The sequence below is a fragment of the Streptosporangium sp. NBC_01755 genome (assembly GCF_035917995.1).
Classification (GTDB): domain Bacteria; phylum Actinomycetota; class Actinomycetes; order Streptosporangiales; family Streptosporangiaceae; genus Streptosporangium.
This window is the reverse complement of sequence record NZ_CP109131.1, coordinates 6,592,060-6,609,108: the sequence shown is the minus strand read 5'-3', so window position 1 is coordinate 6,609,108 and position 17,049 is coordinate 6,592,060. Positions and strand designations below refer to the sequence as shown.

Here is a 17,049-nt window from a genome sequence, read left to right as displayed (position 1 = left end):
CGAATCACAGATCTTTCGAGCGGCCCAGTTCGTTGTCGATGAAGCTGAGAATCTCCTCGGTACTCGCCGATTCGAGCATGCCGGCGACAGCGATTTCACTAGTTTCCGTACCGCTCTCGCTCACCTTCAGCAGCAGGTGCCGCAGCCGGGTCGAGATGCCGTTCCGGGCGAGCTCGTCGAGTGTGTAGCCGGAAAGAGCGGTCTCGAACCGGTCGAGATCGGCCAGCAATGACAGCTCTACCGTGGTGTTCGCTCCGGGCGCGATTTCCGCCAAAAGGTGTTCGGCGAGGCTCACGGGGGTGGGGCAATCGAAGATGAGAGTGGCGGGCAGCCGCAGCCCGGTGGCGGCATTGAGCCGGTTGCGCAGCTCCACCGCGGTCAGGGAGTCGAAGCCCAGCTCACGGAACTCCCGCCGCGCCCGGACGGTCTCCGCCGAGGCGTGCCCCAGCACCGCCGCCGCCTGAGCGCGCACCAGCTCCACCACCAGCCGAACCTGCTCGGCCTCACCCAGCCCCGCCAGCCGCCGCACCAGCTCCGAATCCCCGCCCACCGGGATGGAGACCGCCGACCGGCGCCCCACCCGGACCAGGCCCCGCATCAGATGCGGCACCTCGGGGAACGTGCGCAGCACCGACAGATCCAGCCGCACCGCCACCACCGCCGCCCGGCCCGACGCGGTGGCCGCCTCGAACACCGCCAGCCCCTGCTCCGCCGACAGCGCCGGCATCCCCGCCCGCGCCATCCTGCGCAGGTCGACTGCGCCCAGCGTGCCGGTCATCCCGGTCTCCTGCTCCCACAGGCCCCAGGCCAGCGACAACCCCGGCAGTCCCGCAGCCCGACGCGCCTGGACCAATGTGTCCACAAACGCATTCGCCGCCGCGTAGTTGCCCTGCCCGGCGTTGCCCATCACCCCGGCGAACGAAGAGAACGCCACGAACCCGGCCAGGTCCAGGTCCCGGGTCAGCTCGTGCAGATGCCAGGCCGCGTCCACCTTCGGCCGCAGCACGCTGTCCAGCCGCTCAGGCGTCAGCGACGGAATCGTCCCGTCGGCCAGCACACCGGCGGTGTGGATCACCGCCGTCAGCGGATGTTCGGCCGGGACCTGCGTCAGCAGGGCCGCCACCGCGTCCCGGTCGGCCACGTCGCACGCCGCGATGGTGACCTCGACGCCGTGTGCGATCAGCTCGGCCCGCAACTCCACCGCGCCCGGAGCGTCCAGGCCCCGGCGGCTGGTCAGCAGCAGATGCCGCACACCCCGCTCGGCCACCACATGCCGCGCGAACAACGCCCCCAGACCACCGGTACCACCGGTGATCAACACCGTCCCCTCCGGATCCCAGACCCGGCCCGCCACATCGCCCAGGTCAGATCCCGGCGCCACCCGCGTCATCCGCGCCATCCGCACCGCACCCTCGCGTACCGCCGCCTGCGGCTCACCCGAGGCCAGCACCCCGAGCAGTGCATCGAGCAGGGCCGGCAGCGAGGACTCCTGATCATCCACGTCGACCAGCACAAATCGGCCCGGGTTCTCCGACTGAGCACTGCGAACAAGGCCCCACACCCCAGCGGCCGGAAGATCAGCCACCACCTCACCATCATCGGTCGCGACCGCGCCCCGGGTGACGAACACCAAGCGCGAATCGGCGTACCGCTCATCGGCCAGCCACCGCTGCAGCAGATCCAGCACGTGGGCGGTCAGCGCATGCGCCGACTCCACCACCCCGGCCGCCGGATCCGAGACCACCTCCGCGAGCACCACCGCCGGGACCGGACCCGCCTCGGCCAGCGCGGGCAGATCCACATGCACCGGTACCAAATGCCCGCCAGGCTCCCCGACCAGATCGCCGGCTACCCGCAACGCGGGGGCAAGACCCAGGGCGTCCAAGCCGAGCACCGCCACCGGTATCGACACCGGCGCCTGGTCGGCCTGCGGCAGGCCACCCGCGGCAGGCCACTCCACCCGGAACAGCGCGTCCTGCCTGGCCCCGCGAGGGTCGGAGCCGGCCAAGTGCTCGGCGGCCATCGGCCGCAGCACCACCGACCGGGCCGACACCACCGGTGCCCCGGCCGCATCCACCGCGCTCAGCGACAACGCATCGCCGCCCGTCCTGGCCAGCCGCACCCGCAGCACCGACGCCCCGCCCGCGTGCAGGCACACCCCACCCCATGACAACGGCAACCGGCCGCCCGCGGCATCGTCCAGCCCGGCGAAGGGCACCACGTGCAGCGCCGCGTCCAGCAGCGCCGGGTGCAACCCGAACGAAGCCGCATCACCGGCCTGCTCCGGCAAACTCAGCTCGACGAACACCTCGTCATCACGCCGCCAGGCCGCCCGCAACCCTTGGAACACCGGGCCGTACCCCAAGCCCTCCTCCGCCAGCTCTTCATACAGCCCCTCCAGCTCGATCGCAGCCGCGCCGACCGGAGGCCACACCGCCACATCGAACGGCTCGGCAGGCGAGGCACCCGTGGTGAGAGCGCCGGTCGCGTGCAGCACCCACGGCACATCATCGACCGCATCCGCCGACCGGGCATACACGTTCACCGTCCGGCGGCCCGACTCCTGAGAGGCGCCCACCCACACCTGCACCGCGACCGCCTCGCCCGCACCCAGCACCAGTGGCACATCCAGCGTCAGCTCCTCCACCAGCTCACAGCCGACCTGGTCACCCGCCCGCACGGCCAGCTCCACGAATGCGCTGCCTGGCACCACCACCGAGCCCGCCACCTGGTAATCGGCCAGCCACGGCTGCGCACTCACCGACAACCGACCCGTCAGCACCGCCCCGTCGGAATCGGCCAGCGGCATCGCCGCGCCCAGCAGCGGGTGATTCGTCGCGGCCAGACCCAGCACCCGAGCGTCCCCGCTCTGCTTGGCGTTCGGCCAGAACCGCTGGTGCTGGAAGGCGTAGGTCGGCAGGTCGACCTGACGCCCGCCCGGCAGCACCTGCCGCCAGTCCACCGCCACCCCACGGACGAACAGCTCTGCCGCCGAGACCAGCACCCGGTCCAGCCCGCCGTCGTCGCGGCGCAACGTCCCGGCGATCACGGCCTCCACCCCGGCCTCATCCACGCATTCGCCGATGCCGACCGTCAGCACCGGATGCGGGCTCACCTCGACAAACGCCCGATGCCGCTGCTCCAGCAACTGTCCGATCGCCGGGGCGAAGGCGACCGTGCGCCGCAGGTTGTCACACCAATACCCGCCGTCGAGTTCCGGCCCTTCCACCCACTGACCGGTCACCGTCGACAGCATCGGCACCCGCACCTGCTGCGGCGCCACCCCCGCCAGCACCTCAGCCAGCTCATCTCGAACCAGGTCGACCTGCGCCGAATGCGAGGCGTAGTCCACCGCGATCCGCCGGACCCGCACGTTTTCACCAGCAAGGCGCTCGACCAGCTCCTCAACGGCTTGGACCTCACCGGCCACCACCACCGAACTGGGGCCGTTGACCGCCGCCACCGAGATCCGCCCGTCCCAGGCCGCCACCTGCTCGCCCACCTGCTCGACCGGCAGCGCCACCGACGCCATCGCCCCGAGCCCGGCCAACCTGCGCGCGATCACCTGGCTGCGCAGCGCCACCACCCGCGCGCCGTCCTGCAACGACAAGCCGCCCGCCACCACCGCTGCGGCGATCTCCCCCTGGGAATGGCCCACCACCGCATCCGGCCGGCTCCCCAGCGACTCCCACACCGCCGCCAGCGACACCATCACCGCGAACGAGGTCGGCTGGACCACCTCCACCCGATCCAGAGACGGCGCCCCCTCCACCTGCCGGACCACATCCAGCAGCGACCACTCCACGAACGGCTCCAACGCCGCCGCACACTCGGCCATCCGCCCGGCGAACACCGCCGACTCCTCCAGCAGCCGCGCGCCCATCCCCGCCCACTGCGCCCCCTGGCCCGGGAACACCCACACCGACTTCCCCACGACATCGGCCACACCTTGAACCACACCCGCCGTGGGCTCACCGGAAGCCACCGCCGCCAGCCCCGCCAGCAGCCCCTCGTGGCCGCCGCCCACCACCACCGCACGGTGCTCGAACACCGACCGCGACACCACCAGCGACGACCCCACATCCACCGGCTCAAGCTCACCGGCCGCCCGTACGTGCGCCAGCAGTCGCCCGGCCTGCGCCCGTACCGCCTCCTCGGTCTTCGCCGACACCACCCACGGCACCACACCCGCGGCCGGAGCCCGGTCCTCCGCACCCGACCCGGCCGGCTCGGCCTCCGGTCCCTGCTCCAGGATCACGTGCGCGTTGGTACCGCTGATCCCGAACGACGACACACCCGCCCGGCGCGGACGACCCGTCTGCGGCCACTCAGCCGACTCGGTCAGCAACTCCACCGCGCCCGCCGACCAGTCCACATGCGACGACGGGACGTCCACGTGCAACGTCTTGGGCAACACCCCATGCCGGAGAGCCATGACCATCTTGATCACACCCGCCACACCCGCGGCCGCCTGGGTGTGGCCGAGGTTCGACTTGATCGACCCCAGCAGCAGCGGACGGTTCTCGTCCCGGTCCTGGCCGTACGTGGCCAGCAGAGCCTGCGCCTCGATCGGGTCACCCAGCGTCGTCCCCGTACCGTGCGCCTCGACCGCGTCCACCTCGGACACCGAGAGCCCGGCCCCGGCCAGCGCCTGGCGAATCACCCGCTGCTGCGACGGGCCGTTCGGCGCCGTCAACCCATTGGAGGCACCGTCCTGGTTCACCGCCGACCCACGGACGATCGCCAGCACCTGGTGACCGTTGCGGCGGGCGTCCGACAACCGCTCCAGCACCAGCATGCCCACACCCTCGGAATAGCTGGTGCCGTCCGCCGCGTCAGCGAAGGACTTGCACCGGCCATCGCCTGCCAGCCCACCCTGCGCGCTGAAGCCGATGAACACCGCCGGGGTGGCCATCACGGTCACCCCACCCGCAAGCGCCAGATCGCAATCACCCGAACGCAGCGCCTGCGCCGCCATGTGCATCGCCACCAGCGACGACGAACACGCCGTGTCCACCGTCACCGCCGGACCCTCCAGGCCCAGCGCGTACGAAATCCGGCCGGTCGCGACGCTTCCCGCCGAACCGGTGCTGATGAAGCCCATGGCCTCCAGCGGGAGTTCGGCGCTCACCCCGTAGTCGTGATACATCACACCGGCGAACACGCCGGTACGGCTGCCGCGCAACGAGGTCGGGTCCATGCCCGTCCGCTCGAAAGCCTCCCACGACGTCTCCAACAGCAGGCGCTGCTGCGGGTCCATCGCCAACGCCTCACGCGGCGAGATCCCGAAGAACCCCGGATCGAACTGCGTGGCGCTCTCCAGGAAGCCACCCTCGCGCACATAGTCCGGGCTGTACGACGCCCCCAGATCCCAGCCCCGCGACGTCGGGAACTCGGAGATCCCGTCCCCGCCCTCGGAGACCAGCCGCCACAGATCCTCCGGAGAGGCGACCTCACCTGGGAAACGGCACGCCATGCCCACGATCACGACCGGATCGTTCGTTACCGGCACCACCATCGCGGGAACCGTCACATCGGCGTCCTCGCCGAACAACTCGGCCAGCAGGAAGTCCGCCAGCACGGTCGGCGTCGGGTAGTCGAACACCAGCGTGGACGGCAACCGCAGCCCGGTGGCGGCGTTCAGCCGGTTGCGCAGCTCAACCGCGGTGAGAGAGTCGAAGCCCAGCTCGCGGAACTCCCGCCGCACCTCCACCGTCTCCGGCGAGACATGCCCCAGCACCATGGCCGCCTCGGTACGCACCAGGTCCACCAGGACCTCGGCACGCTCGGCCGCCCCCAGCGGAGCCAGCCGCTGCAGCAACGTCGCCGCCACCACCGAACCGGACGCCGCCGATCGGCGCCCACCCCGCACCAGACCCCGCAACAACGCCGGCACCTCACCGTAGGTGCGCATCGACGGCAGATCCAGCCGAACCGGAACCAGCACCGCGTGCTTCAACGCGGTAGCGGCCTCGAACAGCGCCAGGCCCTGCTCCACCGTCAACGGTGGCATGCCCGTCCGGGTGATCCGCTGCATATCGATATCGCCCAGCGTTCCGGTCAATCCGGTGTCCTGGGTCCAGGGCCCCCAGGCCAGCGACAGCGCGGGCAGCCCCTCGGCCCGGCGCGCCTGCGCCAAGGCGTCCAAGAACGTGTTCGCGGCCGCGTAGTTGCCCTGCCCAGCGGAGCCCATGACACCCGACAGGGACGAGTACGTGATGAACGCCGCGAGGTCCAGATTCCGGGTGAGCTCATGCAGATGCCAGATGGCGTCGACCTTCGGCCGCAGCACCGTCTCCAGCCGCTCCAACGTCAGCGACGGAATCGTGCCGTCGGCCAGCACACCGGCGGTGTGGATCACCGCGGTCAGCGGATGCCCGGCATCCACACCGGCCAGCAGGGCCGCCACCTGATCCCGATCCGCCATGTCACAGGCGGCGATGTCCACCTCGACCCCGTGCGCGATCAGCTCGGCCCGCAACTCCAGCGCACCCGGAGCATCCAGGCCCCGACGACTGGTCAGCAGCAGATGCCGCACCCCCCGCTCGGCCACCAGATGCCGGGCCAGACTGCCGCCCAGACCACCGGTGCCACCGGTGATCAGAACCGTCCCCTCGGGCTCCCACGACCGTTCGATCTCCTCCGCAGGTGCCACCCGCGCCAGGCGCGGAACCCGCACCCCGCCCTCGCGCACCGCCGCCTGCGGCTCACCCGAGACCAGCACCCCGGCCAGTACCGACGAGGACAACTCACCGTCGGCATCGACCAGCACGAACCGGCCCGGGTTCTCCCATTGGGCCGACCGGACCAGGCCCCACACCGCCGCGGCCGCCAGATCGGCGACCACATCGCCTTCCCGCGCCTCGACCGCACCCCGGGTGACGAACACCAGCCGCGACGTCTCGAACCGCTCATCGGCCAACCACCGCTGCAGCAGGCCCAGGACATCTGCGACCAGCGCGTGCGTCGACTCCACCACGTTCTCGGCATCGGCCGATCCCACGGCGACCATGACCACATCCGGCACCGAATCCAGCAGGGCCAGGTCCGAAAGGGCTTCTCCGGCGAGTTCGGCCACGTCCAGTTCGGCGTCGGATACCGGCGTCTGAACCGAGGGCGTCCACTCCAGCCCGAACAACGCGTCCCGCTCCACTCTCGGGCTGCTACCGGCGGCGGCGAGCTGGTCGGCTGAGACCGGGCGCAGCACCAGTGACCGCGCCGACACCACCGGCTCCCCGGCGAAGTCCACCGCGCTCAGCGATACCGCATCCTCGCCCACCTTGGCCAGCCGCACCCGCAGCAGCGCCGCCCCACCCGCGTGCAGGCACACCTCATCCCAGGAGAACGGCAACCGCGTACCCGCTGCGGCGTCCAGCCCGGCGAAGCTCACCGCGTGCAACGCCGCGTCCAGCAGAGCCGGATGCACCCCGAACGAACCCGCGTCCGACTGCGCCTGCTCCGGCAGCGCGACCTCGGCGAACACCGCGCCATCAGCACCCCGCCAGGCCGCCCGCAATCCCTGGAACACCGGGCCGTAGACAAGCAAACCTTCGGCCAGCCGGTCATAGAGGCCGTCCAGCGCGATCGTAGTCGCGCCGGCCGGGGGCCACACCGCCGTGTCGAACGGCACGGCGACCCGGCTGCCCGTGGCGAGCGTGCCGGCGGCATGCCGCACCCACGGCACCTCCTCGGCCGCGTCCGCCGACCGGGCGTAGATGCTCACGCTCCGTCGGCCGGTCTCCTCCGGCGCACCCACCGCGATCTGGATCACGACCGCGTCATCCTCGCCCAGCACCAGCGGCGCGGCCAGCGTCAGCTCCTCGACCACCTCGCAGCCGACCTGGTCACCCGCCCGCACCGCCAGCTCCACGAACCCGGTACCCGGGAAGAACACCATCCCGGCCACCACGTGATCGGCCAGCCAGGGGTGCGACGAGAGCGACAACCGCCCGGTCAGCAGCACCCCGTCCGAGTCGGCCAGACCCACCGCCGCACCCAGCAGCGGATGATCCGTCGCGGCCAGACCCAGCACCCGGGCATCACCGCTCTGCCTCTCGCTCGGCCAGAACCGCTGGTGCTGGAAGGCGTAGGTGGGCAGGTCGACCCGCCGGCCACCGGTCAGCACGCTCTGCCAGTCCACCGCCACGCCTCGGACGAACAGCTCCGCCGCCGAGACCAGCACCCGATCCAGCCCGCCGTCCTCACGCCGCAACGTCCCGGCGATCACCGTGACGGCGTTCGTCTCGTCCACACATTCCCCGATGCCGACCGTCAGCACCGGATGCGGGCTCACCTCCACGAACACCCGATACCGCTGCTCCAGCAACACCCCCACCGCCGGAGCGAAACCCACCGTACGCCGCAGATTCTCACACCAATACCCGGCCCCCAGCTCCGCACCCTCCACCCACTGACCCGTCACCGTCGACAGCATCGGCACCCGCACCGGCCCCGGCGCCACCCCCGCCAAGACCCCGGCCAGCTCCTCCCCGATCAGATCCACCTGCGCCGAATGCGAGGCATAGTCCACCGCGATCCGCCGCACCCGCACGTTCTCAGCGGCAAGGCGCTCGACCAGCTCCTCCACCGCCGCGACCTCACCGGCCACCACCACCGAGTTCGGACCGTTCACCGCAGCCACCGAGACCCGCCCGTCCCAAACCGCCACGTACTCACGCACCCGCTCGACCGGCAACGCCACCGACGCCATCGCCCCCAGCCCGGCCAACCGCTCGGCGATCAACCGGCTGCGCAACGCCACCACCCGCGCACCGTCCGACAACGACAGACCACCCGCCACCACCGCCGCCGCGATCTCCCCCTGCGAATGCCCCACCACCGCGTCCGGACGAACCCCCAGCGACTCCCACACCGCCGCCAACGACACCATCACCGCGAACGAGGTCGGCTGCACCACATCCACCCGATCCAGCCCCGGAGCGTCCTCGGTCTGCCGGACCACATCCAGCAACGACCAGTCCACGAACGGCTGCAACGCCGCCGCACACTCCGCCATCCGAGCCGCGAACACCGCCGACTCCTCCAGCAGAGCCGCCCCCATCCCCACCCACTGCGCCCCCTGACCAGGGAACACCCACACCGACTTCCCCTCCACATCGGCCACACCCGCAACCACGCGCGGCGCCGACTCACCCGCGCCCAGCGCATCGACACCCGCCAGCAGACCCTTGCGATCCCCGCCGACCACCACCGCGCGGTGCTCGAACACCGACCGCGACGACACCAGGGAGAAGCCCACATCCGCCAGACCCAACTCGCCACGCGTGTCCATAAACGCCGCCAGACGGCCTGCCTGAGCGCGCAACGCCTCAGCGGTCTTCGCCGACACCACCCACGGCACCACACCCGCGTCCGGACCTGCAGGCTCACCGGCCTCCGGTTCCACCGCCTGCGGCCCCTGCTCCAAGATCATGTGTGCGTTGGTGCCGCTGATCCCGAACGACGACACCCCCGCCCGGCGCGGGCGGCCCATATCCGGCCAGTCCCTGGTCTCGGTCAGCAGCTCCACCGCGCCCATGGACCAGTCCACATGCGAGGACGGCTCGTCCACGTGCAATGTCTGGGGCAGCACCCCGTGCCAGAGAGCCATGACCATCTTGATCACGCTCGCCACACCCGCCGCCGACTGCGCGTGACCGAGATTCGACTTGATCGATCCCAGCAGCAACGGCCGGCCCTCCGGCCGATCCTGACCGTACGTCGCCAGCAGCGCCTGCGCCTCGATCGGGTCACCCAGCGTCGTCCCCGTACCATGCGCCTCGACCACGTCCACCTCGGACGGCGACAAACCGGAGACAGCCAGCGCCTGACGAATCACCCGCCGCTGCGAGGGGCCGTTCGGCGCGGTCAACCCGTTGGACGCACCGTCCTGGTTGATCGCCGAACCACGTATCACCGCCAGCACCTGATGCCCGTTGCGCCGCGCGTCCGACAGCCGCTCCAGCATCACCAGGCCGACACCCTCGGACCATCCGATGCCGTCCGCCGAGTCGGAGAACGCCTTGCACCGGGCATCCGGCGCCAGCCCGCCCTGCTCACCGAACTCCGCGAACGCCGCGAGGGTCGTCATCACCGTCACACCACCGGCCAGGGCCAGTGAGCACTCCCCACTGCGCAGCGCCTGGGCCGCCATGTGGATGGTCACCAGCGACGACGAGCAGGCGGTGTCCACCGTGATCGCCGGCCCCTCCAACCCGAAGGTGTAGGAGATCCGGCCGGAGGCCACGCTACCCATCAGGCCGGTCATGATGTGACCGCGAGACTCCTCCCCGGGCGTGTAGCCCGATCCGGAGGCACCGATGAAGACGCCGGTGTCGCTGCCCCGCAACGAGTCCGGATCGACGCCGGCGCGTTCGAGGACCTCCCAGGCTGTCTCCAGCAGCAGGCGCTGCTGCGGATCCATCGCCAGCGCCTCGCGCGGCGAGATCCTGAAGAACTCCGCGTCGAACCCGGGTGCGTCGGAAACGAACCCGCCCTTCAGGCCCAGACCGCTATAGCTTTCCCAGCCGCGGTCGGCCGGCAGCGCGGTCATGACGTCCTGCCCCTCGACGACCAGCCGCCACAGGTCCTGTGGAGAGTTCACCCCGCCCGGGTAGCTGCAGGCCATCGAGACGATGACGATCGGGTCGTCCCCGACCGAGACCGCGGCCACCGGCAGGACGGCGTCGCCGTGCGCGCCGAGCACCTCGCCCAGCAGGTACTCACCGAGCACGGCGGGGGTGGGGTAGTCGAAGACGAGAGTGGAAGGCAGGCGCAGCCCGGTGGCCACGTTGAGCCGGTTGCGCAATTCGATCGCGGTCAGCGAGTCGAAGCCCAGCTCACGGAACTCCCGCCGGACGTCCACCGCCGCGGAGTCGGAGTGTCCAAGGACGGCGGCGGCCTGAGTGCGGACCAGATCGGTCATGAAGCGGGTCCGGTCGGCCTGCGTCAGCCCGGCCAGTTGCCGCACCAACGTTCCTTCGTCGGCCGCGTGCGCCACCGCTGCCGTACGGCGGGTGCCCCGCACCAGACCGCGCAGCAGCGGCGGCACCAGATGGGCGGGCATCGCCGGCAGGTTCAGCCGCACCGGGACCACCAGCGGCGCATCCGACCCCAGGGCCGCGTCGAACAGGGCCAGCCCCTGTTCGGTGGTGATCAGCGGTAGCCCGGCTGAGGTGATTCGCTGCACGTCGGCCTGCGACATACTGCCGGTCATCCCGGTCTCCTGCGCCCACAACCCCCAGGCCAGCGACAACCCCGGCAACCCCTGCGCCCGGCGCCGCGCCATCAACCCGTCCAGCCATACATTGGCCGCCGCATAGTTGCCCTGCCCGGCGTTGCCCATCACCCCGGCAAACGAAGAGAACACCACGAACCCGGCCAAGTCCAGGTCCCGGGTCAGCTCGTGCAGATGCCAGGCCGCGTCGACCTTCGGCCGCAGCACCGCGTCCAGCCGCTCCGGCGTCAGCGAGGTGATCGTGCCGTCGTCCAGCACACCCGCGGTGTGGATCACCGCGGTCAGCGGGTGCTCGGGATCGACCTGCGCCAGCAGCGCCGCCACCTGATCCCGGTCGGCCACATCACAGGCGGCGACCGTGACCTCGACGCCGTGGGCGATCAACTCGGCCCGCAACTCCACCACACCCGGAGCCTCCAGGCCCCGGCGGCTGGCCAGCAGCAGATGCCGCGTCCCATGCTCGGCCACCAGATGCCGGGCCAGCTCCGCACCCAGACCACCGGTGCCACCGGTGATCAGCACGGTGCCCTCCGGGTTCCAGACCCGGGGCATGGTCAGCACGATCTTGCCGGTGTGCCGGGCCTGGCTCATGAACCGGAACGCCTCCCGGCCCCGGCGCACATCCCACGCCGTGAACGGCAACGGCCGCAACTCACCCGCCTGGAACAGCTCCGTCAGCGCGCCCAGGATCTGCCGCAACCGCTCAGGCCCGGCATCCGCCACGTCGAACCAGTGATACACCAGCCCGGGGAACCGCTCCTGGTCACGGATGTCCAGCTTGCCCAACTCGATGAACCGGCCGCCCGGACGCAGCAGCCGCGCCGAGGCGTCGATGTACTCCCCGGTCAGCGAGTTGAGCACCACATCGATGCCCTGATCGCCGCACACCTGGGAGAACTGCTGCTCGAACTCCAGGCTCCGCGACGAGGCGATGTGATCATCGGGGATGCCCAGCGAACGCAGCACGTCCCACTTGGCCGGGCTGGCCGTGGCGAACACCTCGACCCCCAGGCGCTGGGCCAGCTGGATCGCCGCCATCCCGGTCCCGCCGGTGCCCGCGTGCACCAGCAGCCGCTCGCCCTCCCGCAGCCCGGCCAGGTCCATCAGCCCGTAGTAGGTCGTCAGGAACGCCACCGGAATCGTCGCGGCCTGCTCGAACGAGCAGTGATCGGGAATCTTCACCAGGATCATGGCCTCGGTGACGACCACCGGGCCGAACGCGCCATCGGCCAGACCCATCACCCGGTCCCCCGGACGCAGGTCCGCCACCTCCGGGCCGACCTCCAGCACCACCCCGGCGACCTCACTGCCCATCAGGCCGACCTTGTCCTGGAACCAGCCCAGCGCGTTCAACCCGTCCAGCAGATCCCGGAAGTTCACCCCCGCCGCCTGCACCGCCAGCCGTACCTGCCCCGCTCCCAGCGGCTCGGTCGCCTGCGGGAACGCGAGCAGCTCCAGCGCGTCCAAACTGCCCTTGGCCCGGCTGCCCAGCCGCCACGCCACCTCACCGGCCGGCGGCACCAAGCCCGCCCCCGACGCCAGAGACGCCAACCTCAGCGCCCGTACTCCACCCTCACGCACCGCCACCTGCGGCTCATCCAGCGCCGGCATCGCGAGCAGTACATCGCGCAAAGTCGCGAGTGAGGACTCCTGATCATCCAGGTCGACCAGGACGAACCGGCCCGGATTCTCCGACTGCGCCGACCTCACCAGACCCCACACCGCCGCGGCCGCCAGATCGGTGACCGCCTCGCCCTCGCCCGCGGACACCGCACCCCGCGTGACGACCACCAGCCGCGAATCATCACACCGCTCATCGGCCAGCCACCCCTGCAACAGACCCAGCACCCCGGCCGTCACCTCATGCGCCGAGATGGCCTCGTCCCCGGCCTGCCTGGTCCCGACCTCGGCCAGTACCACCTCCGGCACCGGCCCCGCCTCGGTCAGCGCCGACAGATCGTGATGAACCGCGACCGACTGGCCGACCGACGTCCACACTCCGGCAAAGCCCAGCGGGTCCGGCTCGAACCCCGCAAAACCGATCGCTGCCACCGGCACCGGATCGACCCTGGGGAGCTCCGACAGCGGAGTCCAGTCCAACCGGAACAACCCGTTCCCCGCCGTCGCCTGCCCCCCACCCGCGGCGGCGACTTGGTCAGGCGAGAACGGGCGCAGCACCAGCGACCTCGCCGACAGCACCGGCTCCCCGGCGACGTCCACCGCGACCAGCGACACCGAGTCGGCAGCGGTCCGGCTCAGCCGCACGCGCAACATCGCCGCCCCGGTGGCGTGCAGGCTCACCTCTCCCCAGGAGAACGGCAACCGGGTACCCACCTCGGTGTCGTCCAGCCCGGCGAACGTCGAGGCATGCAACGCCGCGTCCAGCAACGCCGGATGCACCCCGAACGCACCCGCACCCGACGCCGCCTGCTCGGGTAGCGCGACCTCGGCGAACACCTCGCCACCCTCGCCCCACCAGGCCGCCCGCAACCCCTGGAACACCGGGCCGTAGACGAGCGAACCTTCGGCCAGCCGGTCATAGAAACCGTCCAGCGCGATCGCGGTCGCGCCGACCGGCGGCCACACCGCCGTGTCGAACGGCACGACGGCCTGGCTACCGGTGGCAAGCGTGCCGGTGGCGTGCCGTACCCACGGCACATCGTCGGCCGCGTCCGCCGGACGGGCGTACACGTTCACGCTCCGGCGGCCCGACTCCTGGGCGGCGCCCACCCACACCTGCACCGCGACGGCGGCGGTCTCGCCCAGCACCAGCGGCGCGACCAGCGTCAGCTCCTCGACCACCTCGCAGCCGACCTGGTCACCCGCCCGCACCGCCAGCTCCAGGAACCCGGTACCCGGGAAGAACACCATCCCGGCCACCACGTGATCGGCCAGCCATGGATGCGACCGCAGGGACAACCGCCCGGTCAGCAGCACCCCGTCCGAGTCGGCCAGACCCACCGCCGCACCCAGCAGCGGATGATCCGTCGCGGCCAACCCCGCCGCGGCCACATTCCCCGCACCGGTACCCGTTCCCTTGGGCCAGAACTCCTGGTGCTGGAAGGCGTAGGTGGGCAGGTCGACCCGCCGGCCACCGGTCAGCACGCTCTGCCAGTCCACCGCCACGCCTCGAACGAACAGCTCCGCCGCCGAGACCAGCACCCGATCCAGCCCGCCGTCCTCACGCCGCAACGTCCCGGCAATCACAGCCTCCACCTCGGCCGCATCCACGCATTCCTGGACCCCGACCGTCAGCACCGGATGCGGACTCACCTCCACGAACACCCGATACCGCTGCTCCAGCAACACCCCCACCGCCGGAGCGAAACCCACCGTACGCCGCAGATTCTCACACCAATACCCGGCCCCCAGCTCCGCACCCTCCACCCACTGACCCGTCACCGTCGACAGCATCGGCACCCGCACCGGCCCCGGCGCCACCCCCGCCAGGACCCCGGCCAGCTCCTCCCCGATCAGATCCACCTGCGCCGAATGCGAGGCATAGTCCACCGCGATCCGCCGCACCCGCACGTTCTCAGCGGCAAGGCGCTCGACCAGCTCCTCCACCGCCGCGACCTCACCGGCCACCACCACCGAGTTCGGACCGTTCACCGCAGCCACCGAGACCCGCCCGTCCCAAACCGCCACGTACTCACGCACCCGCTCGACCGGCAACGCCACCGACGCCATCGCCCCCAGCCCGGCCAACCGCTCGGCGATCAACCGGCTGCGCAACGCCACCACCCGCGCACCGTCCGACAACGACAGACCACCCGCCACCACCGCCGCCGCGATCTCGCCCTGCGAATGCCCCACCACCGCGTCCGGACGAACCCCCAGCGACTCCCACACCGCCGCCAACGACACCATCACCGCGAACGAGGTCGGCTGCACCACATCCACCCGATCCAGCCCCGGAGCGTCCTCGGTCTGCCGGACCACATCCAGCAACGACCAGTCCACGAACGGCTGCAACGCCGCCGCACACTCCGCCATCCGAGCCGCGAACACCGCCGACTCCTCCAGCAGAGCCGCACCCATCCCCACCCACTGCGCCCCCTGACCAGGGAACACCCACACCGACTTCCCCACGACATCGGCCACACCCGCAACCACACCCGCCGTGGACTCACCCGAGGCGACCGCGCCCAGCCCCGCCAGCAGCTCCTCATGGCCACCGCCGATGACCACCGCCCGGTGCTCGAACACCGACCGCGACGACACCAGCGAGAACGCCGTATCCACCAGTGCCACCTCACGATGGCCCTCCACGTGCGAGACCAGCCGCTCGGCCTGTGCCCGCAACGCCCCCGCCGTATGGCCCGACACCAGCACCGGAACCACACCGCTCACCACATCAGCGGCCAATGCCTGTTCCTGCGGCGCGTCCTCTCCTTCCGGCGTTTCCGGTCCTTGTTCGAGGATCACGTGCGCGTTGGTGCCGCTGACCCCGAACGACGACACCCCCGCCCGGCGCGGACGACCGCTCTTCGGCCACTCGGCCGCCTCGGTCAGCAGCTCCACCGCACCCGCCGACCAGTCCACATGCGACGACGGCGCATCCACGTGCAGCGTCTTGGGCAGCACGCCATGCCGCATCGCCAGCACCATCTTGATCACACCCGCCACACCGGCCGCGGCCTGGGTATGACCGAGGTTCGACTTGATCGCCCCCAGCAACAGCGGCCGATCCTCGTCCCGGTCCTGCCCATAGGTCGCCAGCAGCGCCTGCGCCTCGATCGGGTCACCCAGAACCGTGCCGGTGCCGTGCGCCTCGACCGCGTCCACCTCGGACGACGACAACCCCGCGCCGGCCAGCGCCTGACGAATCACCCGCCGCTGCGAAGGACCGTTCGGCGCCGTCAGCCCATTGGACGCACCATCCTGGTTGATCGCCGATCCACGCACCACCGCCAGCACCTGGTGCCCGTTGCGGCGGGCGTCCGACAACCGCTCCAGCACCAGCATGCCCACACCCTCGGACCAACTGGTGCCGTCCGCGGTGTCGGAGAACGCCTTGCACCGCCCATCGGGCGCCATTCCGCCCTGCGCGCTGAAGCCGACGAACACCATCGGCGACGTCATCACCGTGATACCGCCGGCCAGCGCCAGCGAGCACTCCCCCGACCGCAGCGCCTGTACCGCAAGGTGCAATGTCACCAGCGACGAAGAGCACGCGGTGTCCACGGTCACCGCCGGGCCCTCCAGGCCCAGGGTGTAGGACAGGCGGCCCGACAGCACGCTGGCTCCCAGACCGGTGACGCCATGGCCCTGAACATCCACCTGGGTGCTCATGATCAGATTCATGTAGTCCTGGCCGTTGGTGCCCACGAACACCCCGGTGGAACTGCCCTTCAGCGAGACCGGGTCGATCCCGGCCCGCTCGAAAGCCTCCCACGACGTCTCCAGCAGCAGCCGCTGCTGCGGATCCATCGCCAACGCCTCACGCGGCGAGATCCCGAAGAACCCCGCGTCAAACCCCGCCACATCCGCCAGGAACCCACCCTGGGCCGCGCTACCACCCCCGCCATCGGATCCCAACCCTGACGACATCCCCAGATCCCAGCCCCGATCGGCCGGGACCGGCGAGATCGCATCCTCACCCTCAGCCAGCAATCGCCACAAATCTTCAGGAGAGCCAACTCCACCTGGAAAGCGGCATGACATCGACACGATGGCGATCGGCTCGCGCTTGCCCGACTCCACCTCTTCGAGCCGTCGACGGGTCTCGTACAGGTCGGTGGCGACCGACTTGAGGTAGTCAACGAGCTTCAGGTCTTCCGACATGGGAGAAGCCCTCCAGGGTATTCGCG

At 70.9% G+C, this 17,049-nt stretch carries 1 protein-coding gene; it reads right to left on the bottom strand.

All coding sequences use genetic code 11. From position 1 onward, the window contains the following. Nucleotides 1-4: 4 nt before the first annotated feature. Nucleotides 5-17,023, bottom strand: coding sequence for an SDR family NAD(P)-dependent oxidoreductase (locus tag OG884_RS30785; protein ID WP_326638681.1), 17,019 nt, complete (start codon nt 17,021-17,023; stop codon nt 5-7). Nucleotides 17,024-17,049: the final 26 nt, after the last annotated feature.